This window comes from Pedobacter paludisoli, assembly GCF_052344095.1.
Classification (GTDB): domain Bacteria; phylum Bacteroidota; class Bacteroidia; order Sphingobacteriales; family Sphingobacteriaceae; genus Pedobacter.
On the sequence record NZ_CP179926.1, the window covers coordinates 4,272,753 to 4,293,454 of the forward strand.

The window sequence follows — 20,702 nt, forward strand, 5'->3', positions numbered from 1 at the left end:
CTCAAAGGGGTGCTTTTTGTTAGATGCAATTTCTGTTTTAAACAAAAGGCTGAGATTACACCCATTTTAATGTTTGACAACAAGTTTTTCTATTGTTTATACATTAAATGCACCTGATTCGGGTAATGCCGACGGAGGGAAGAGGTTTATTTACATGGCTGTTTCGCCCCGAAAGCAGTTTTAACTATTTTTTTATTGGCTGTAAGGCAAAGTACTGTAAATGAATTTTCAAGAGTGGTTTTTCCTATTTAAGGAGCAAATTTTTCATACTTCAATAGTGGAGTGGTTTGCCGTTGGTTTTGGCGTTTCCGAGGTTTTGTTAGCGAAACGAAATAATGTTTGGTTGTATCCAACGGGCATTGTATCTATTTTATTATCAATGTTTTTATTGTTAAATGCCAAGCTTTATGCAGAAATGTTACTGAGTATCTACTATTTAGTCATGAGTGTATATGGCTGGATTATTTGGAAAAAGCGAAAGGAAGATGGAGCACATCAAGTTGCATGGTCATCAAAAAAGGATTTGTTTATCGCCTGTGCTATCTCCGTAATCGGCTTTGCCATTTTTTATTTTGCACTAAAAAATCATACGGATTCGGATGTGCCTGTTTTGGATGCATTTGTTTCGGCAACAGCATGGGCGGGTATGTGGTTGCTGGCCAAGCGAAAAATTGAAAACTGGATTTTTTTAAACATTTCAAATATCGTTGCTATTCCCTTGTTATTTCATAAAAAACTTCCATTAATGGGCTGTTTAACTACCTTTTTATTTGTGGTAGCCATTTTTGGGTACTTCGAATGGAAGAAAATTATCACTAAAAATGTACTTCAAACTATTTAAATAAGGAGGTAAGATGGAAACAAGTACGCAAACATGGCATGCAGTAGTAGCAGAATATGCTGCAGAATCAGAAGCATTGGGGCAATTGCATCCTGAAATAGTGGAACAAGCATATGAAGAGCAGTGGTTTAAACTATTTGTTCCGGAAGCATATGGTGGCCCCGGTAAAAAATTGCCTGAAATTTTACGTTTAGAAGAATCGCTGGCTGAAGCGGATGGAAGTTTAGGCTGGACGGTAACTTTATGCGCCGGAGCCGGTTGGTTTGCTGGGTTTTTAGACCCTAGTTTGGCGCAAGAAATATTCGCAGATAGAACCGTATGCTTTGCCGGTAGTGGTGCTGTTGGTGGTACTGCAACCCAAACACCTAATGGATATGTTATCAACGGGCATTGGAAATATGCAAGTGGGGCGCTACACGCAACCGTTTTTACGGCTAATTGTGTGCTGCAGAATGAAGAAGGGTTGGAGTTTACAGACGAAGAAGGTAATCCAATAATTAAATCGTTCATCCTTAAAAAGAACGAAGTACATATTTTACCTGGATGGAGTTATTTTGGTTTGGTTGCAACGGGTAGTCATGCTTTTGAGGTACATCAATGCGAAGTGCCTTTCAATAGAACTTTTTCCATCAATACCAATATTCAAGTTGCAGATCAAGGATTTGATTATCCCTTTTTGCAGTTAGCCGAAACAACGCTTGCTGTTAATAGTTTAGGGATGGCGAAGCATTTTGTGGAACTGGTAGAAAATAGCTTTTATGCAAGATCGGGATTAAAGCGGTATACCGCGGAGCAAATTAATTACTTTACCCAAGTTTTACAGGATTCAAAATTGGAAATGGCACGAATGCGAATAGCATTTTATGAAGCCTTTGACCAATCTTGGGATGAATTGATCAACCATTCAACGATTTCTCTGGAGAGTTTGGAAAAGGTGAGTACAACTAGTAGACACATGGCACACACCACACGAAAAATATGTGATACCTTATTTCCATACTGCGGCTTAGAAGCAGCCCGAAAGGAAACGGAAATTAACCGGGTGTGGCGCGACATTCACACGGCAAGTCAACACGCATTGTTTACTTTTGAGCAACCTTAAAATTTGGATTTTATCGGATAATAAAAAAGTCCTGTATGTTGTGTACAGGACTTTTTTATTAAACTACTGGTATTGAATGTAAATAGGTTTTGGTTTAAGTTTTAGCAATTCTTCAGGCGTCATCATCCGATTAGGAGCTTTTTTCAAATCGTTTTTATAGAACAATTTAAATCCTGTAAACTGAACTGGTTCGCCAAAAATAAAGTGGCGATACGTACCAATTTTTAAATCTGGCTCACCCCATCCATCCATGTGCATTACAATTTGAACCTCTGGACGAAGTTTAATACTTTGTGAATTGGTAACCATTTTCTTAGTAAAGCGGTGTACGACAAAAACTTTAGGAGGTAAATTATGTTTTTTGACCATATCGGCTAAATAGCCAGAAACATAGTTAATGTCAGCGGCATCGTATGTGCCAATTTTTTTGCCTGGTAATGATCCGTCTTTCATTGAAAACTCAGGGTCAATTCCTAAATGAACATACGGCAACTCCAAATATTTCTCGATGTGTGGCAACTCTGCTTTGATATTACTTAAAGCAACTTGTAAATCTAAAAACACGATTGTACCCGGTTGCATTTTGGCGATTTTTAAAACCGAATCAATTTGTTTGTTCCCCATACGGTTGATGTACTTTCCATCTTTACCTGGTGTACCACTTGCCACAGCAGCGATATAGTGTAAACCCGGTTGTACCGGCGTGGTAGGATCTGCTTTTTCCCAATGTTTAACTTCGGCATTTAAACGTCTCCACATTTCTTTAGGGGCATATTCGCCCAAAGCGCCCATTTTCTTCGAATGCAAGTTACCGTAATATACCACAATACGTTTAAAGGGTAAAATAGCGCCCGCTAAAGGAGTAGGCTGCTTTTTTACGGGCCATTTTCCAGTGGTATCGCCATTGGCTAATTTAGCTACTAATGAATCGTATACTTTTGGGTCAACCGGTTTCATAACGTTTTCCGTTGTGTCGGTCTTTTTCTTGGTTGTGTCTGATGATTGAGTGGTGCTTTTACCACCTCCCGAAGTGCAGTTCGCAAATAGGCCTACTACTGCAAAGCTAAGCATCGTAGCTGATGCTAAATGAGCTAGTTTCATAATATAATATAGATGTGTATTGGGGTTAAATTAATCTTATGCTGATGGGATGTGAAAATAGGATAGTACTTTAATACTTCAAAATAAAGTAATTAACATTTACACATTGCAAAATTTCCCAAACACACCCAATGGAAGTTTTGTTCCTGCCGTGGCTTGTAAAAATAATTCTCCGGTCTCTAAATTTTGAACTTGTGGAAACGATGTTTTAATTAAATTTTCAACAATAACGGATGAAAACCCAAGTGAATAGGTGTTTAGGATTAAAAAATGTTCTTTCTCATCCAATAACTTCACTACGTCTTGCATCATTTCTTGAATATGGTCTTCTAATTTCCATTTTTCGCCATTGGGTCCATGTCCGTATGCTGGGGGATCTAAGATAATTCCGTTGTATTTTTTGCCGCGTTTCAGTTCCTTTTTTACAAATTTTAAGGCATCCTCAATCATCCAACGGGTATTTTTTAAGCCCGAAAGTTCTTGGTTTTCATTTGCCCATGTTACTACTTGCTTAATGGAATCAACGTGTGTAGTTTCTGCTCCTGCAGCATTGGCAATTAACGATGCCGCCCCTGTGTAAGCAAATAAGTTTAGTACCTTGGGTTGTGGTGTTTTAAATTTCTTAATTGATGAAGAAATGTAATCCCAGTTTACGGCTTGCTCTGGAAAAACGCCCACATGTTTAAAAGACGTTAACCCTAAACGAAGTTTAATGGCAACATCGTTATTTTTGTATTCTACATGCCAACGGTCAGGAATGGAAGCTGTTTTCTTTACCCATTCACCAGAAGTAGCTGACCGACCTTTAAACGTAATGTTTGCTTTATTTTTCCACTCTTGTTCCGATAATGTTTTTTTCCAAACGGCTTGTGGCTCCGGACGAATGAGTACAGCGTTACCAAAACGCTCTAATTTTTCGAAATCGCCACAATCGATTAATTCATAATCTTTCCAATGTGTGGGTGCAAGTAATTGTATCATGTGTTTGTATATCCTGCATGCTTACAAGAGAAAGCAATTCGTCTCGTAATATGCCTTTTTTTAAAGTTTATCTTTAGCAGCTTTCATGAATCGACTTGCGAAAACAAAGTCGTTTAGCTCTTTTACATCCGTATGTGCAATTTCTTTATTGTTACCTTCCCAGAATTTTTTTCCTTCGTGTAAAAATAAAATGTAATCGCCAATACCCATTACCGAGTTCATGTCATGTGTTACCACAACGGTAGTTGTTTTATATTCTTCGGTAATTTCTTTAATCAACTCATCAATTACAATAGACGTTTTAGGGTCTAATCCCGAGTTCGGCTCATCACAGAATAGGTATTTGGGGTTCATCGCAATAGCCCGCGCAATGCCCACGCGTTTTTTCATCCCACCCGATAATTCTGCCGGAAATAATTTATTTTTATCTTTTAAATTAACGCGCTCTAAACAAAAATTTACGCGATCTAATTTTTCACTTCTCGATTGGTCAGTAAACATGTTTAGCGGAAACATGATATTCTCTTCAACGGTCATACTATCAAAAAGGGCAGAACCTTGGAACAGCATGCCAATTTCTTTACGTACTTCGATCCGCTGATCGTAATCCATGGTAATGAAATCGCGACCGTCATATAAAACAGCACCTTTTTCGGGTTTGTGTAAACCCACCATGCATTTTAAAAGCGTTGTTTTACCTGAGCCTGAACCCCCAATAATTAAGTTGGTAACCCCTTCCTGAAAAGTTCCAGAAATACCTTTTAAAACGTCATTTTCACCAAATGATTTGTAAATATCTTTAATTTCTATCATTACAATAATAATTGGGTTACAATATAATCACATGCTAAAATCGAAATACAGCTAATTACAACTGCTCGCGTGCTGGCTTGCGATACCTCTAATGCCCCCCCCTTAACGTAAAAGCCTTCGTAAGCTGGTACCGAAGTGATGATAAAGCCAAATACAAATGCTTTCACTAAGGCAACCGTAATGGTGTATGGGTTAAAATCAGTTGTAATACCTTGAATGTATTCTGCTGGTGTAACAGCGCCTGAAATTGAACCGCCAATGTAGCCGCCACTAATGCTTAAAAACATAGAAATGATTACCAACATAGGCACCATGGTAATTCCAGAGATAATTTTTGGTAGAATGAGGTATCCTGGAGCATTTACACCCATAATTTCAAGGGCATCAATCTGCTCTGTAACACGCATTGATCCAATTTCAGAAGAAATAGCCGAACCAATTTTCCCTGCTAAAACAATGGCGCTAATGGTTGGGCTGAGCTCTAAAATACTTGAATCGCGGTTAACCGAGCCGATAATGGTTTTCGGGATAAAATCGCTCACCAACTGGAAAGCTATCTGTAAAGTCATTACTGCCCCAATAAATGTAGAGATAATGGCAATTAACCCTAATGAGCCTACACCTACATAATCCATTTGTTTGGCTATCTCTTTGAGATAGATTTTCATTTTTTCGGGTTTTCTGAATACAGATTTAAGCAGCAGTATGTACCTGCCGAAATTGGTGAAATTCATTCCGTATGCTTTTGCTTAAGTTAAGTTTCTAATATTTAATACTACAAAGAAACGATAAAAATATTGTTGCCCTCGTTAATTGTAAAAATATTCGTGGATTTAATAATAAATATGGTTTTTTGCTTACAAAAATTAAACCATAAAATATGAAAGCGCTAATAACCGGTGCAAGCAAAGGGATTGGAAAATCCATTGCTTTAAAATTGGCACAAAGTGGATACGATTTAATGCTATTGGCAAGAAATTTAACTGATTTGCAGCAACTAAAAATCGAACTAGAGGTTTATGGAACGGAAGTAAACGTTTTTTCGATTGATTTTGGAAACATCGAACAGGTTAAAACTTTTATATATGCAAAAGAAATGGAAAGCCTTTATGTGGATGTTTTAGTGAATAATGTTGGAACCTTTTTGCCTGGGAGTCTGCTTGATGAAGCTGATGAAGTATTTGAAAAACAGCAATATATCAATGTAAATGCGGCCTATTATTTTAGTAAATTTTTTGGCAAAAAGATGCGCGAAGTCCAATCAGGGCATATTTTTAACATATGCTCAGTAGCTAGTAAAGCACCCGTACAAAATGCTGGAAGTTATAGTGTAACAAAAGCAGCGATGTTGAGTCTTAATCATGTATTGCGGCAAGAATTAGCTCCGCATCACGTAAAGGTAACGGCGTTTTTGCCCGGTTCAACATTAACTTCTTCTTGGGAAGGAACCACCATCCCGAATGAAAAATTTGTGCAGCCTGAGGATATAGCCGAAACTTTATACACCATTTTAACTTTAAGTAAAGGTGTAAACGTTGATGAAGTAACTCTAACACCGCTTAATTTTTAATTTAAATTCTCAAGATATGCAAAAGACACTTTATAGAAACGAGCATGACAAGATGATAGCCGGTGTAGCATCGGGCTTAGCAGAGTATATGGGGATTGAGGTTACCATTGTTCGATTGTTATTTGTACTGGCAGCGGTTTTTATGGCTGGCGGAGGCTTAATAGCCTACTTAGTTCTATGGGCCGTAACGCCTACAAAAAAACATATAGAAACGTTTAATACTTTTTTTAATCAACCTGATTCCAATCCATTTTCAAATCCACCGGGTTTTGGAACGCCGAATTGGACGCAGCCAGTTAATGAAGGGACACAAAAAACGCCTTTCGAAACGCAACCTGATTTTAAATCTTTTAATAAATCAAACGATAGTAGTCGATCAATTGCCGGGATGATTTTATTGGTACTGGGTTGTATTTTGATGATGCGTGAGCTAGAGATTATTCCCTTTTGGTTTACGTTTAGAAACTTTTTTAAAGTTTTATGGCCAATTGCTTTAATTGCCATTGGTTTGGTAGTGATTTCCAAATCAAAACGGAAAAATGAATGGGCAGATTGGCAAAAACAACAAAATGCTCAACCCGAACAAAAAGCAACAGATAGTGCTTCGGAAGTGGTAAATAATGCTCCTGAAGCCGAAAATAATTCTTCAAATCAAGACCCTCAAGTATAAATAATATGAAATTAGATAGATTAATTTGGGGTATTTTGCTCCTTTTTATAGGCGGCGTACTTCTTTTAGAAAATTTTGGCGTAATCAATTTTTATTGGTCCAATGTATGGCGTTTTTGGCCAGTGTTTTTAATCATAGGAGGTGTTAATCTGTTGTTTAATAAAGGTGAATCAAAAAAAGGCCATGCCATATCATTAGTTATTTTAGTTTGCGCCTTAGCATTTTTGTTCTTTAGAGGACAACAACCAAGAGGAAGTTTCTTTTGGCACAATGAACCACCACGTGTTTTTTTCAAAGAAGAGTTTGATATGCCGGATACAGATGACGAGCATAATGATAACGAAGTGGATAAATCAAATGCGGTGATGTCGATTCCTTTTAGTGATGTGGATACCCTGAAAAAAGCAGTTTTGGAAATTTCTGGAGGAGGTGTTGCATTTAAAACAAATGGCTCTACAGAAGAGTTTGTAAAAGCCGATGTAGAAAATAATCGTGCTGGTTTTTATTTAAATAAACGTGACACCGATTCTGCAACCGTGCTGAGCTTAAAAATGGGCGGTAAAAAAAATAAATTCAATTTTGATGGCGACAATGATGTAAAATTTGAATTGAATCCAGCACCTGTTTGGGACTTGAAAATGAACTTAGGCGCGGGAGCCGCTGATTTGGATTTTAGTGATTTTAAAATACGATCGTTTCGTTTTGATGGTGGTGCAGCCGATGTGGATTTAAAAGTGGGAGCTTTATTGCCTATTAGCGATGTAGTTGTGAAATCGGGTTTAGCCGATGTGAAAATTAACATTCCTTCTAGTGTGGGTTGTCGCATTAAAACCAAAACAGGTTTGTCATCTAAAGATTTCGATGGTTTTAATAAAATTAGCGAAGGCGTTTATGAAAGCGTAAACTATAAAACATCCACCAAAAAAGTATTTATATATTTAGACGGAGGATTGAGTAACTTTGAGGTAAATAGATACGAGTAACCTTGCTTTATTCCCAAAGGATTTAAGCAGATGCATTCTCTTTAAACTCAAAATGAAATACACAGTTGTTATCAATGGAAAGCCGGAAGGTCCTTATACGTTAAGTGAATTAAAAGGATTGTCTATTACGCCCCATACTTTTGTGCGTACACCCGAAATGGACGACTATAAAGAAGCTCATGCAATTCCTGAATTGCGTGAGCTTCTTGGTTTTAGTTTTATAAAAACAGCTCCACAATATTTTGCTTCTTTTGACCAGCGGTTATTGGCTTCGGTAATCGATTTCTTTTTTATTTTTTTACTCTACTGCATCGTAATTTTAATCAGTTTTGCTTTTATTGAGGGGAAAGATGAGCGATTAATGGCATTTTTACTTCCATTACCGTCCATTCTAGTGATAAAAACAGTATACGGTATTTTGGCAGAAGCATCTTCGGCACAAGCTAGTATCGGTAAAAGACTAGTAAGCATTAAAGTGACCGATATGGAAGGGAGCCGTATTTCTATGGGGAAATCCATGGGTCGAAATTTGGCCAAAATCTTTTCCGTTTTGCCTGCTTTTTTTGGCTACCTCTATAGCTTTCTTAATAAAAAGAATCAATGTTGGCACGATATCGCTGCCGAAACACTGGTTATTAAGGATAGGTTGATATAAATTGGTTAATTAATTTATTGGAGATTCGTTTTGAAAGCTATTCTTACTGACCGGGAGAAATTATCGTTAAAACTAATAGAGCAACCCAAACATCCAAAGCGGAATTTTATTGTTTATTCCTGCTTCCATATCGTCCATAGCAATAAAGGAATTTTCGATGCCCGTTAATTGTTTGGTAGATTTTCCTTTGCCCCCAATCTCGAACGTGAATTTGTCATTCACATAAAAATCACCTTTTAATGGTAAATTAATTTCATGACCCGCATTTTTGAGTTGATTCATAAAAAACGCTTCTCTTAAAGACCCTTTATCCGTATTGTCGGGGCTCAATGCAAACGATAAATTGGTGTTTTCTAAAAATATCTTATCTGGCTTCTGTAAAGTACTGATGCTTTTTCCAGCTGCCGTAAGCGAATTAATTAATTTCGCATGGTTCAGGCAGTATAGATATTCCACAATCATATTACGACTAATGCCTGTTTTTTCGCTCAAACTGCTGATATTAGGCTTAAACGGGACATTGGTTGATAAAATGTAAAGCAGTTGGCGAATTTTTCGCGAGTGATGCGGATTAAAGCCGGCTATGAACTGTAAATCTTCTTCAATAATTAATCTGACCACTTTTTCCAAGCGTAAGTGATACGTATTTCTGTTTTCTGTAAAAAAAGGATAATATCCATACTTCAAGTAGTCATTAAAATATTGTAATGGCTTAAATTTAGAAATGATGTCGTGAACAAGTTGTACATGTTTAATAAGCAAATCATTTAATGCAACAGGTTCTAAATTTGCAATGCCACTAAAACTTAAAAATTCTCTAAAAGATAATCCAGTAAGCTCATATTGCACCGCACGACGGCTTAAATCGATGTTTTGCCTTGAAATGTCAATAATTGAAGAGCCTGTAAATACAATTTTTAAATCTTTGTAAAAGTCGTATGTGTTTTTTATTTCCTTTGCCCAGTTTGGATATTTATGTACTTCATCGATAAATAAAATTTTACCACCATTTTGCCTGAATTCTTGTGCAAAGTCTGATAATTTATTGTCTGTGAAATAAATGTCATCCATGGTAATGTACATCGCTTCGGCTCCTAAACCATAGGTTGCTTTAATGTGCTGTAAAATCAAGGTTGTTTTTCCAGTTCCCCTTGCACCTAATATGCTGATTAATCGATCGCTCCAATCTATTTTATTGGCTAACGGTCTAACAATATTCATTGCTTGCTGCTGTACAATTAAATTGGATTTATTTTTTAATCTTTCCATTTTGTATAGATATGATAGCAAATTTAATAAAAATTGCTATTAATTTATAGCAATTTTAGTGTATTTTGCTTTTTGTTTGATGCAAAATATGCTTTTCTTCTTTTCGTTAATTTAAAAATACATCCATTTCAACATTTCGCTTATCTTTGCACACGCATGGAAAATTTATCGGTAAAGCAAGTTTTAGAGGGGGGATATTGCACGAATTTAAAGCAATATTCACGGTTTTTAACCAGGGAAGTAACGATTGGCGATATTGCCTTGGGAGGGCATAATCCAATACGGATTCAAAGTATGACCACCACCGATACCATGGACACGCTGGCCACGGTAGAGCAAACCATTCGCATGGTAGAGTCGGGTTGCGAATATGTGCGCATTACTGCACCAAGCATTAAAGAAGCTGAAAATTTAGCCAATATCAAAAAGGAATTGCGCTACCGAGGATACAACGTTCCTTTAATTGCCGACATTCATTTTACACCGAATGCCGCCGAAATGGCCGCACGAATTGTAGAAAAAGTACGTGTAAATCCCGGAAATTACGCTGATAAAAAAAAGTTTGAAAATTTAGAATATACCCAAGCCACTTACGATGCCGAGTTGGAGCGTATTTATAAGAAATTTATCCCGCTGGTAAAAATCTGTAAAGAATACGGCACCGCTATGCGCATTGGTACCAACCACGGCTCTTTATCAGATCGTATCATGAGTCATTACGGTGATACTCCACGCGGAATGGTTGAATCGGCCATGGAATTTATCCGCATGTGCGAAGACCAAAATTATTACAATTTGGTTATTTCAATGAAAGCCAGCAATACCCAAGTGATGGTACAAGCCTATCGTTTGCTGGTAGAAACTATGGTGAAAGAGGGGATGAATTATCCTTTGCATTTAGGCGTTACTGAGGCAGGCGATGGAGAAGATGGAAGAATTAAATCTGCCGTTGGTATTGGAACGTTATTGGAAGATGGATTAGGCGATACCATACGGGTTTCTTTAACCGAGGACCCTGAATTTGAAGCGCCCGTAGCAAAAGCTCTAGCCGATCGTTATGCGTTAAGAGCACAGAAAACAGCGACCGAAACAGTTGAAAAACTAGCCATTCCACTTTCTGCTCAAACCTATTCGCCGTACGAATACAACCGTCGGGTAAGTAATCCGGTACAACATATCGGAGGTCATTATCACCCTGTGGTGATGATTGATGTAGCACAAGAAAATTTAAAAGACCCTTATTTTTTAAATGCTGTTGGATACCAATATAGCGCTGCATTAGATAAATATAATTTGGCCGATCAAGCCTGCGATTTGGCTTTCTTGGGCGACCAACTGCCTTCGTTTTCTTTTCCAGGTAATTTAAAGCAAATCTATAATTACGCGACTTGGTTAACATTGGCCGATAAAAACAATACACACCCACTTTTTTCATTGGAAGCATTTGGCAAAGCTGATAAAAAAGATGAAACCCTCAATTTTGTGCAAGTAAATGCAGCTGAGGGGGCTGAAATTGATTTTAACCAATTTGATGCAACGGTGGTGTTGATTTTAGAAACTAATTCCCTACATGGGATGGCTGAGCAGCGCAGCTTTTTTGTAGCGCTACAACAACAGAAATGCACCTTACCGGTCATCATAAAGCGAACGTACAGGAATGTGTCTGCCGATGATTTGATGTTATATGCCGCTACCGATTTAGGCGCGCTATTAACCGATGGTTTTGGCGATGGTGTTTGGATGGATGCAGCCGGACATAATTTAGCGTTGTTAAATGCAACTAGCTTTGGGATTTTACAGGCTACCCGAACACGAATAAGTAAAACTGAATACATATCGTGCCCAAGCTGCGGTCGAACCCTGTTCGATTTGCAAGAAACAACCCAATTAATTCGTTCACGTACCGATCATTTGAAAGGAATTAAGATTGGGATAATGGGCTGCATTGTGAATGGCCCTGGTGAAATGGCCGATGCCGATTATGGCTACGTGGGCACCGGACCCGATAAAATTACCTTGTACCGTGGAAAAGAAGTAGTGAAAAAGAATGTAACAACTGCCTTCGCGTTAGATGAATTAATCGATATTATTAAAGGCGACGGTAATTGGGTAGAAAAGGCATAATATTTTACGGTAAGGATTTTAATTGACAAGTTTTCTACGAAAGAAATCTTAAATTGCTTTATGATTATCCCTGAATTCCAGTCATTTTTTCTCGAATTACAAAATTGGTTAAGCAATAAAGGTCTTACGGGCAACTCATTTAACTATGCTTATTTTTTGATAAGTGTATTCGGTGTAATTATATTTTTGTACCTGACCATTCTCGTTACGCGGCATATTTTTATCCTCGTGGCAAAAAGTGCAAAAACCAAGTCTAATTGGCAAGATGCGTTATTAAAGTACCGGGTTTTTAGGGCTTTTGCACTTATTTTTGGTGCTTATATCATCTATCACGCGGTTCCGTATATCTTTTTGTATTTTCCAATTTGGCTTTTTTACGCCTTGGTTATTGCCAAAATCTATATTGTTTTAGCCGTAATGTTTGCCATCAATGCATTTTTAAATGCAGTGGTCTTCATTATGGAAGATTCTAAACAGTATGCCGATAAGCCGGTAAGAAGTTACAAACAAGTAACCAAAATTATCATTTACATCATTGGTTTTGTGTTAATCCTGTCCATTGTTTTAGGGCAATCGCCTTTGTATGTTTTTGGAGGTTTTGGTGCCGTAACTGCGGTGTTAATTTTGGTGTTTAGAGACCCAATTTTAGGCTTTGTGGCTTCCGTTCAAATGAGTGCAATTGATTTGGTTCGGGTAGGCGATTGGATAACTGTTGAAAAATACGGCGCCGACGGCGAAGTAACCGAAATTAATTTAACCACCATAAAAGTAAGAAATTGGGATAAAACGGTAACCATTGTACCAAGTTACGCTATTGTAAGCGAGTCGTTTAAAAATTGGCGGGCGATGGAGGAAAGTGAAGGAAGAAGAATTAAACGTCCCATTAATATCAATATTTCGAGCATCAAATTTTGTGATGAGGAATTAATTGCCCGATTAAAAACCATTGATTTTTTAAAAGATTATTTAACTGAAACAGAGCAATATATTCAACAATATAATGCTGAAAATACAGTAAATCCAAATAATTTGATTAACGGTAGACACATGACCAATATCGGGACCTTCCGTATTTATGCAGAAAAATATCTGGAAAGTAATCCGCATTTAAACCAAGAATTAACCTTCATGGTACGGCAATTACAAGCAACCGAAAACGGACTTCCCCTCGAGGTATATGTGTTTTCAAAAGAGAAAGGCTTAAAACGCTTTGAGGAAATAGCTGCCGATATTTTCGACCATTTATTGGCCGCAGTACCGTTTTTTGATTTAGAAATTTTCCAAAATCCTAGCGGCAGCGATATGCGGAATTTTGTGAACAGAAACCCACATTAACATGGATTAATGAATGGCTTGCCTGTTTTTATTTAGCGGGCAACAACGGATTGGTTAGGCTATTGAGCTGATCTTTATACGTACTCCCGCTTTTAACAGCCAGCTGATTTTTTAACACAACAGTTGTTTTTTCAATGTGCTCGATATGTCTTTTCTTCAAAAATCATTTCGCAGCCCAATCCTTTTAAAGCAGAGTTTATTGATAATCTTATTTCATGGTCAAAAATGAAGTCAATAGTTCGAATAACAGATACTAGAGAGGTGGCAAATAAACAAATATCCGAAATGCAATGCAAAACGGAGTTTCTTTAGATTTATAGATAAAAAAATCAAACTAGTTTTTTGAAGATAGGCTGCAGCTTCAAGAAATTTTCGTGTAACATTTTAAAAAACAAAGAAAGATATCAAAAAATCACTAAAAGAACAGAATAAATATAAGGTATAAAAATGGGAATCCCCCTATATGGTGGTTAATATGGGAGAGGGAATTACCGTCCAGGAATGATTTCAGCAAAATCACTTAATTATTAAATAATCAGCAAAAAAATAGACTAATTAATAATACTTGAAAGTGTGTAATAATAAAAAAATGATTTGAGAATTGATTTGTCAAACGTTTGTCCTAAAAAAAAAATAAAAACTTAAAATTTTTAATAAAGAACAACGTGTTGTCATACACTATAGGCATTTAAGTGTATCGAAATCTTATAAAATTGACAAACGTTTGTGTAAATAAATTTCTTAATATTCTGCCAATAATGATATACATTAGGAGTAAAAGAGACATATAGAAATCACTAATACATGCTCAAAATGACTAATATAAACTGCTCGTCTGTAATTAATTGTCTTGCTAAAGAATTAAAAATACCGGTTAGTAAATATTCTCTAAACAAGTATTTGCTTTCCCACCCCCATTATCCAAGTATGTTAAGTATGTCTGACGCCCTTACACATTTCAAGGTTCCAAACATCGCGTTTCAAAAACAGCTTCAAGATAATAAAAAAATAGATCTACCATTCCCTTTGATTTGCCGACTAAGTTCGCATGGACTTGGACAGTTTATAGTGGTGACTAGCTCTACAAATGATAAAATTTATTACAAAGATGGAAAACGAGGAAATAAATCCATACCTAAGGATGATTTTTATGCAGAATGGGATGGCATTGCATTGTATGCCGAAAAAGATCAAGAAAGCGGCGAAAGCCTTTATTTCCAAAGTCAACTATTGAATTTCTTTATCAAGATAAAATTGCCATTATTCATTTTCGTATTATGCTATTTTATATACTTTTTTAGTGGCGATCAATTGTTAAAAGCAGCTATTTTACCCATATTAGTTTTAAAAATTATTGGATTTGTAATTAGTATTTTTTTGGTTTCAATCACCCTTGACGCTAAAAATCCCTTTATTGAAAATCTATGCGGAATAGGGAAGAAAAATGGATGCAATAAAATATTAAAATCATCCGCGGCAAATATAACGGACTGGTTGAGTTGGAGCGAAGTTGGACTTATATATTTCAGTTTTACTATGATTGCCTTGATAATCGCCCCTGAAACGTCGAAGGTCTTATCTTGGTTATCCTTGGCGTGTATCCCGTACTCGATTTACTCTATCTCGTACCAATTAAAAAACAAAAACTGGTGCGTACTTTGTTGTTCAATACAAGTTATTATCTGGTTGGAAGTCTTATTTTCATTCTTTGCAGGAACTTTCCTAAATTTCTTTTCTAATGCAAATTCTCTTTTAATCATTGTCTTAAGTTTTGTAGCATCCTCTGTACTTTGGGCTTTGTTGAAGCCTTTCATAACTAAAGCCTACCAAGTAAATTTTTTAAAACAAGAATTAAATCAGTTTAAGAATAATACTTTGCTTTTTGAAAAATATCTAAATCTATCTCCTTCAATTGAATTACCCGAAGATCTTGTTTCTATTGAAATTGGGAATCCTTTGGCTAAAACAGTTATTACGATGGTTAGTAACTTGTATTGCAACCCTTGTGGTGATGCTCATAAGAAACTTACAAGATGGCTAGAAATAAGGGACGATCTCCGATTAAAAATAATCTTTACAGTCTCCTCGTATTTGAATGATCCAAGAATCAAGGCTATCGAGCATTTAAAGGAATTGAGTCTTAAAGAAGAGAACACCAAAGTCATCTTAAGAGCAATCGAGGACTGGTATAGTAATGGTCATAAAATAGATATTCTTCAAAAAAAATATCCTATTGGACATAATTCTAAAATGCCTAGAATTGGACCAATTCAAAACGAATGGCTATATCAAGCAAACATCATCCGTACACCAACATTTTTCATTAATGGCAAGCGAATAATCACTCCCTATAAATTGGATGATGTGGAGCATCTTGTGTTTTAAACAGTGGCCATTGTACAATGAGCATTTCTGGTTGCAAACAGACTGCTAATAACCTGAGCAAGTTATAAAATTGCTTAGTCTAAATAATCGGGCTTATGTGATTATTACCTAAATAAAAAATAGAACTTACAATGAAAAAACTCATTCTAAAAAAAGCATTTCTTGAGGAAGGGGAAATCCTTACTAGGAGTCAGCTCAAAAACGTGCTAGGGGGCTTTAATTTAGATACTAGCAGCACAGGCTGTTTGGAACAAGTATCTTGCAATAATAGCGATGATTGTCAAAAAGCAGATGGTTGCCCAGAGTGTAAAAATGTTGGGGGAGAACCAACCTCTCCAGGTGAGTGCGGACCTGCTATCTAATAATTTTGCCGGAATTTCCGGCAAAATTTAACCTATTATCTAATCACTTTTACATTTTCCATGCAAAACAAAATCCTTCAACTTTTCTCGATTTTGATAGTAATCAACTTCTTTCAAACTGCTTGCTTTGCACAGAAGGAGTATTATAGTTTTGAAATAGAAGGTGAAATTAGCGCAAAAGATACGCATTCACTTATACTTCGGTTCAAAAGTAGTATGGGAATGAATATTTCAGATACTTGTATTGTTGAAGGAGGCAAATTTAATTTCAAAGGAGATATCAAAGAGCCTACTCTTGCGGTCATCACAGGAAATGTTAAGACTAACAAATTTGAAGATCCAAACACATGCAGGTTCTTTATCGAACCTGGTAAAATAGCTATTTCTTTAACTGAGGATGCTTTTTCCAATGCAAAAATTAGCGGTTCTGCCACGCAAGACGAATTGAACTTGCTCAAATCGCAATATAAAGAGCAAAAGGATGATTTAGAGATTCTTCTTGAAAGAAGAGCATATTATACAAAAAAGATAAATACCATTGCATTAAAAGATTCGATTACTTTTTTTGGAAAAAAAAGAGATAGTATCCAGAGGTTAGTGGTATTAACTATTAAAGAAAAAGATAATAAAATCCTAAATTTTATTGCAAATCATCCAAAATCATACGCAAGTCCTTATTTGTTTTATCCTTATATAGGCCAATCTTCGATTCCAACTACATTGATTTTGAGTACTTTCAATAGTTTCAGCAAAAAAGTTAAAGAAAGTCCTCTAGGAATAGATAATTTTAAGGGAATCAATGATCGACTGACAAGGGAAAGTATTGCAACCTCAAAGGTCAACATCAAGAATGAACCAATTATTTTAAGCGATGATAAAAACCAGCTGCGTGATATAAGCACAATGTTGGGTAAGAAATTCACCCTCATTGATTTCTGGGCCAGTTGGTGCCTGCCATGTATTAAATCGAACCCACATGTTAAAAAAATAGCCAATCTTTATGCTAAAGAAGGCCTTAAAGTTATTGCAATTTCTACAGATAGAAACAGAAAAGACTGGCTTCCTGCGATTTACGAGCACGGATATGACCAGTTTATAAATTTAATCGATCTTCCAAATAGATTATTAACCCTTGAGGATCTCCAAAATATGGAGAAAATACCCTTACTAAAGAGATGGAATGTGGTAACGATACCTACACTGATGTTATTTGATAATAAGGGAGCCTTTATAGCTAAATTTGATAGAATCAATCTACAAAACCAGATCGTTGGATTAGAAGAGAAACTTAAAGAACTTTATAATGATGAAAAGTAATTCTCGACCAAGAATATAAAAACGCTCAATGTTATTTCTCTCTGCTCAACCTGACACTTATTATTTCTTATGGCAATTAGAGTTGCTCTTGCACAATTTGTCAAAGCATGGCGTCCAAAAAGAAAACATACACATACTAATCTCCTATGATAATATCAAAGGTATTTCGCCGTTTTTTTCAGAATTTATAACACAAAATAAGCAGGCGCTCTTTTTTATTTATCCAGACACAAGAAAATGTTCGGACTACGCCTCCTCGATAAGGCCTCATATTATAAAAAAGCACTTTTTGGCAAATCCAGAACTAGATAAAGAAGTAATTTTTTATCATGATTCAGACATCATTTTCACACAATTACCTAATTTTGACATGCTGTTGAAGGACAATAATTGGTATAGTTCTGACACTTCAACTTACACAAGTACTAAATTTCTTAAAGGAATTGGGGATAATGAACTTTCTAGAAGGATGTGTACTTCCTTGAACATTAGTAAGAAGGTATTTGAAAGGAACAATGGTTGTAGAGGTGGTGCACAATATATACTAAAGTACGTTGACCATAAGTTCTGGGAGGAAATTGAGGAAATTAGTGAAAATTTATTTCGCACTTTAATTAACTATAAAAGTGGGACAATTTCAACAACTAAGTTACAACCTTGGTGTGCTGACATGTGGTGTCTTTGGTTCGCGGCAATTAAACGAGGTGTTTTTATAGAAACGCATTCAGAACTCGACTTTTCATGGGCACATTCAAAATTATCAGAAAAAAGGAAAATAATTCATTATACAGGAAGTATACCGCCAGAAACAACGTTCTATTTTAGAAAAAACAATTATAATTATTGTACGCCTTTTTATGATGATTTTTTAAACATCGATAAAAATTCCTGTAGTTACCCTGTTATATTGGAAATTCAAGAGTGTGGGGCCAATAGATCAAAAAAAACATCTCTTTCCAATAGTGCAGTAATTCTAATTTGTGATTCAAGCATGGCTTTGGATTTTGGAATTATTAAAATCATCATAAAACATATAAAAACAACTATACGCTGTGAAATCATCATACTTGAGACTGGGAATACACCACAGCTAAAAACTGCAACTGTTAACCATGAAGTTAACTACCTTTATTTTCCAACCATTAATGTAGACAATCTTTTAAAGGAACTTCTCTCAACATCATCAGCTGATTTCTTTATTATCCAAACCTATGGTTTCATTTTAAACGAGAAGAATCTAAAAAGCGTCATAAATTCGATAAAAAAATATAGGGGTATAAGGGTACCCTTTACCCAGATTTTGAAGGTTGATTCACTCCTCTTTGCCATGTTCTCTAAACTTTTAGACATTAAGCTTTTTAATTTGAATAAAGGAAAAATGTTAAAATTTCAACAGGAGCAACAACCTATATGCCTTGTGGGGAATAGAATTGATTTAGAGAAATTATTAGCAATCTATTTCCAACCCTCTTTGATTGAAAACAAAAAAATGCTGATTTCAGTAACAAAAAATCGTACCAAAACGGCCTATTACTATTCAAAATGATAAAGGAATCACACGAAACGGAATATACAAAGATAGCCTCAATTTCAGAAAAAATGAGTCTCTGCATCGTCTATTTCGTAGTCGGTAGAACTCTAGAAGATAATGTACTCCAAAAATGTTCAGAAGTATTATATCATGAAATCACAGATGAAATTCAGTTATTAACAGTGCGTTCAAATCTTTCAATTTTATTAAGATTTGGATGGTTAACTGAATTCCTTATCGAGCATGACGTACTTAGATTGAACAGTCATGATTTCTTATCAGATCTAGACGATCAAATTTATCTTCAAGTCATATACAGTATGGATACCCTTCCAAATAGGAATGCCTTGGAAGTTAATATGGCCCTCTATTTTTATAAAAGAATAAGCAACAAAAAAAAACATAATAATTTTTATAGATCTATTTGTAATATAGAATGTCTGTGCCTGCTTTTGATTAGGATTTCGGATAAATTAAATGCCTTAAATTACACTGTCAATGAATACTACACCTCCTCAATTTTTCAATTAATATATTCTCTGTTTCTCAAAGTAAAACCAACAAGGATTTGTTATGAAACAGTAAACTGTACATTAAATAAACTAGGTGATTTAGACCTAACTTTTCCTCCTCTGCCAACTCGAGATCCAATAAACTATAAACAAATAAAGCTCCCAATTATAAAATCTAATAAAAATGTTCAGATACCAAAGGAAGATGATCTTTATAATCTCTTGATATCTATAGATTCTGAAGACCGGCTTGGCTGGAAAGAAGGGTGGCAACATGATAAAATATGAAAATTAGACTAACGACTTTTGCAAGAACGGATGAAAGCTTACTTGCTTTAATTTCACGCCGATATCTGTCTGGAAAATATAGATGGAAAGATCTTGAATTTGTAACAGATGACTCATATGATAAAATGATTATTTTCACAAGTCCACATAGGGACACGGTTGAATATAATCCGGGAAAATGTATTACAATGCTAACTGAGCCACCAAATTCACCAAATAGGGTCAGTCACCTTACTGGACGAACCGAAGAAATGTACCTGCCTTTACCTTGGCTACCAGGTCAGATATATGGAAAATCTGTTTTTGGAGGAGATGGAAACCTTATTGTTAAAAACAATTTATTATCCGTGATAACTAGCGACCTCAACTATCTTGACGGGCACAAAGCCAGATTAGAGTTTGTTTACTACCTAGATAAAATGATTGAGCAAGGTTTGGATATCTGGGGAAAATCACATAGTAAGATTTATTTTTCACATATTACAAACTACCGTGGTTCAATTAGGGATAAATACTTAGGACTTTGGTCTTATAAATATCATTTGGCCTGTGAGAACTCCTTCGAACCAGGATATTTTACTGAAAAAATAATAGACCCAATCATAGCAGAAAGCCTTTGTTTCTATGATGGGTGTACAAACATTGAAACCTTTATTGACGAAAAAGCCTTTGTGAAGATAAATATTAAAAATGCACAAGCCTCAGTTGAATTAATATTGAAATCAATTAAAGATAACCTTTGGGCCAAAAAAGTAAAATATATCAGAACCCAAAAGTCAAGAATGCTAACTACCTTACATCCTATCAATTTGATTTGGCTAACAGCCCACGAAAAAGATGTGTTGAAATATTGTCAATTATAA

General features: G+C 35.8%; 19 protein-coding genes. 14 read left to right on the forward strand and 5 right to left on the reverse strand.

Going from position 1 to position 20,702, the window contains the following annotated elements; translation table 11 throughout:
* Positions 1–220 precede the first annotated feature (220 nt).
* Positions 221–841: a nicotinamide riboside transporter PnuC gene (pnuC, locus tag ACJVDK_RS17560; RefSeq protein WP_443937965.1), complete on the forward strand. Its 621-nt coding sequence runs from the start codon at positions 221–223 to the stop codon at positions 839–841.
* Positions 842–854: 13 nt separating this feature from the next.
* Positions 855–1,943, forward strand: coding sequence for an acyl-CoA dehydrogenase family protein (locus ACJVDK_RS17565; protein WP_443937966.1), 1,089 nt, complete (start codon positions 855–857; stop codon positions 1,941–1,943).
* 63 nt (positions 1,944–2,006) lie between these two features.
* Here ACJVDK_RS17565 and ACJVDK_RS17570 read toward each other — a convergent pair whose 3' ends face one another.
* From ACJVDK_RS17570 to ACJVDK_RS17585, 4 genes are all read right to left on the reverse strand, one after another.
* Positions 2,007–3,044 (reverse strand): hypothetical protein, encoded by a 1,038-nt coding sequence (locus ACJVDK_RS17570; protein WP_443937967.1) that lies wholly within the window; start codon positions 3,042–3,044, stop codon positions 2,007–2,009.
* A gap of 99 nt (positions 3,045–3,143) precedes the next feature.
* Positions 3,144–4,025, reverse strand: a complete 882-nt coding sequence (locus ACJVDK_RS17575) for a class I SAM-dependent methyltransferase (RefSeq protein ID WP_443937968.1) — start codon at positions 4,023–4,025, stop codon at positions 3,144–3,146.
* A 60-nt stretch (positions 4,026–4,085) separates the two neighbouring features.
* A complete protein-coding gene (locus ACJVDK_RS17580; RefSeq protein WP_443937969.1) occupies positions 4,086–4,838 on the reverse strand; it encodes an ABC transporter ATP-binding protein in 753 nt (250 codons plus the stop codon).
* Positions 4,838–5,572, reverse strand: coding sequence for an MlaE family ABC transporter permease (locus tag ACJVDK_RS17585; RefSeq protein ID WP_443937970.1), 735 nt, complete (start codon positions 5,570–5,572; stop codon positions 4,838–4,840). The genes ACJVDK_RS17580 and ACJVDK_RS17585 overlap by 1 nt, the downstream gene beginning before the upstream one ends.
* 146 nt (positions 5,573–5,718) lie before the next feature.
* Between ACJVDK_RS17585 and ACJVDK_RS17590 the strand changes: the two genes are divergently transcribed.
* From ACJVDK_RS17590 to ACJVDK_RS17605, 4 genes are read left to right on the forward strand one after another with little or no spacing between them, the layout of a single operon-like run.
* Positions 5,719–6,408: an SDR family NAD(P)-dependent oxidoreductase gene (locus ACJVDK_RS17590; protein ID WP_443937971.1), complete on the forward strand. Its 690-nt coding sequence runs from the start codon at positions 5,719–5,721 to the stop codon at positions 6,406–6,408.
* Positions 6,409–6,424: 16 nt separating this feature from the next.
* Positions 6,425–7,078 (forward strand): PspC domain-containing protein, encoded by a 654-nt coding sequence (locus ACJVDK_RS17595; RefSeq protein ID WP_443937972.1) that lies wholly within the window; start codon positions 6,425–6,427, stop codon positions 7,076–7,078.
* Positions 7,079–7,083: 5 nt separating this feature from the next.
* The gene (locus ACJVDK_RS17600; protein WP_443937973.1) at positions 7,084–8,061 is read left to right on the forward strand and encodes a LiaF transmembrane domain-containing protein; all 978 of its coding nucleotides are present in this window, start codon (positions 7,084–7,086) and stop codon (positions 8,059–8,061) included.
* Positions 8,062–8,113: 52 nt separating this feature from the next.
* On the forward strand, positions 8,114–8,716 hold the full coding sequence (locus ACJVDK_RS17605; protein ID WP_443937974.1) for an RDD family protein: 603 nt from the start codon (positions 8,114–8,116) through the stop codon (positions 8,714–8,716).
* 72 nt (positions 8,717–8,788) lie between these two features.
* Here the strand turns inward: ACJVDK_RS17605 and ACJVDK_RS17610 are convergent, their stop codons facing one another.
* Entirely contained in the window at positions 8,789–9,985 is a 1,197-nt protein-coding gene (locus ACJVDK_RS17610) for an ATP-binding protein (protein ID WP_443937975.1), read from the reverse strand.
* Positions 9,986–10,141: 156 nt separating this feature from the next.
* Here ACJVDK_RS17610 and ispG point away from each other — a divergent pair, with 156 nt between their 5' ends.
* The 8 genes from ispG (at position 10,142) to ACJVDK_RS17650 (ending at position 20,702) form a co-directional block, all read left to right on the forward strand.
* Entirely contained in the window at positions 10,142–12,109 is a 1,968-nt protein-coding gene (gene ispG, locus ACJVDK_RS17615) for a (E)-4-hydroxy-3-methylbut-2-enyl-diphosphate synthase (protein ID WP_443937976.1), read from the forward strand.
* 60 nt (positions 12,110–12,169) lie between these two features.
* Positions 12,170–13,444, forward strand: a complete 1,275-nt coding sequence (locus ACJVDK_RS17620; protein ID WP_443937977.1) for a mechanosensitive ion channel family protein — start codon at positions 12,170–12,172, stop codon at positions 13,442–13,444.
* An 813-nt stretch (positions 13,445–14,257) separates the two neighbouring features.
* Positions 14,258–15,829: a vitamin K epoxide reductase family protein gene (locus ACJVDK_RS17625; RefSeq protein ID WP_443937978.1), complete on the forward strand. Its 1,572-nt coding sequence runs from the start codon at positions 14,258–14,260 to the stop codon at positions 15,827–15,829.
* A 131-nt stretch (positions 15,830–15,960) separates the two neighbouring features.
* Complete coding sequence (locus tag ACJVDK_RS17630; protein ID WP_443937979.1) at positions 15,961–16,191, forward strand: hypothetical protein; 231 nt, start codon at positions 15,961–15,963, stop codon at positions 16,189–16,191.
* A 60-nt stretch (positions 16,192–16,251) separates the two neighbouring features.
* A complete protein-coding gene (locus ACJVDK_RS17635; protein WP_443937980.1) occupies positions 16,252–17,508 on the forward strand; it encodes a DUF4369 domain-containing protein in 1,257 nt (418 codons plus the stop codon).
* A 289-nt stretch (positions 17,509–17,797) separates the two neighbouring features.
* The gene (locus ACJVDK_RS17640) at positions 17,798–19,054 is read left to right on the forward strand and encodes a hypothetical protein (protein ID WP_443937981.1); all 1,257 of its coding nucleotides are present in this window, start codon (positions 17,798–17,800) and stop codon (positions 19,052–19,054) included.
* Positions 19,051–19,839: a hypothetical protein gene (locus ACJVDK_RS17645; protein WP_443937982.1), complete on the forward strand. Its 789-nt coding sequence runs from the start codon at positions 19,051–19,053 to the stop codon at positions 19,837–19,839. Before ACJVDK_RS17640 ends, ACJVDK_RS17645 begins: the two co-directional genes overlap by 4 nt.
* Positions 19,836–20,702, forward strand: a complete 867-nt coding sequence (locus tag ACJVDK_RS17650; RefSeq protein ID WP_443937983.1) for a glycosyltransferase family 10 domain-containing protein — start codon at positions 19,836–19,838, stop codon at positions 20,700–20,702. The genes ACJVDK_RS17645 and ACJVDK_RS17650 overlap by 4 nt, the downstream gene beginning before the upstream one ends.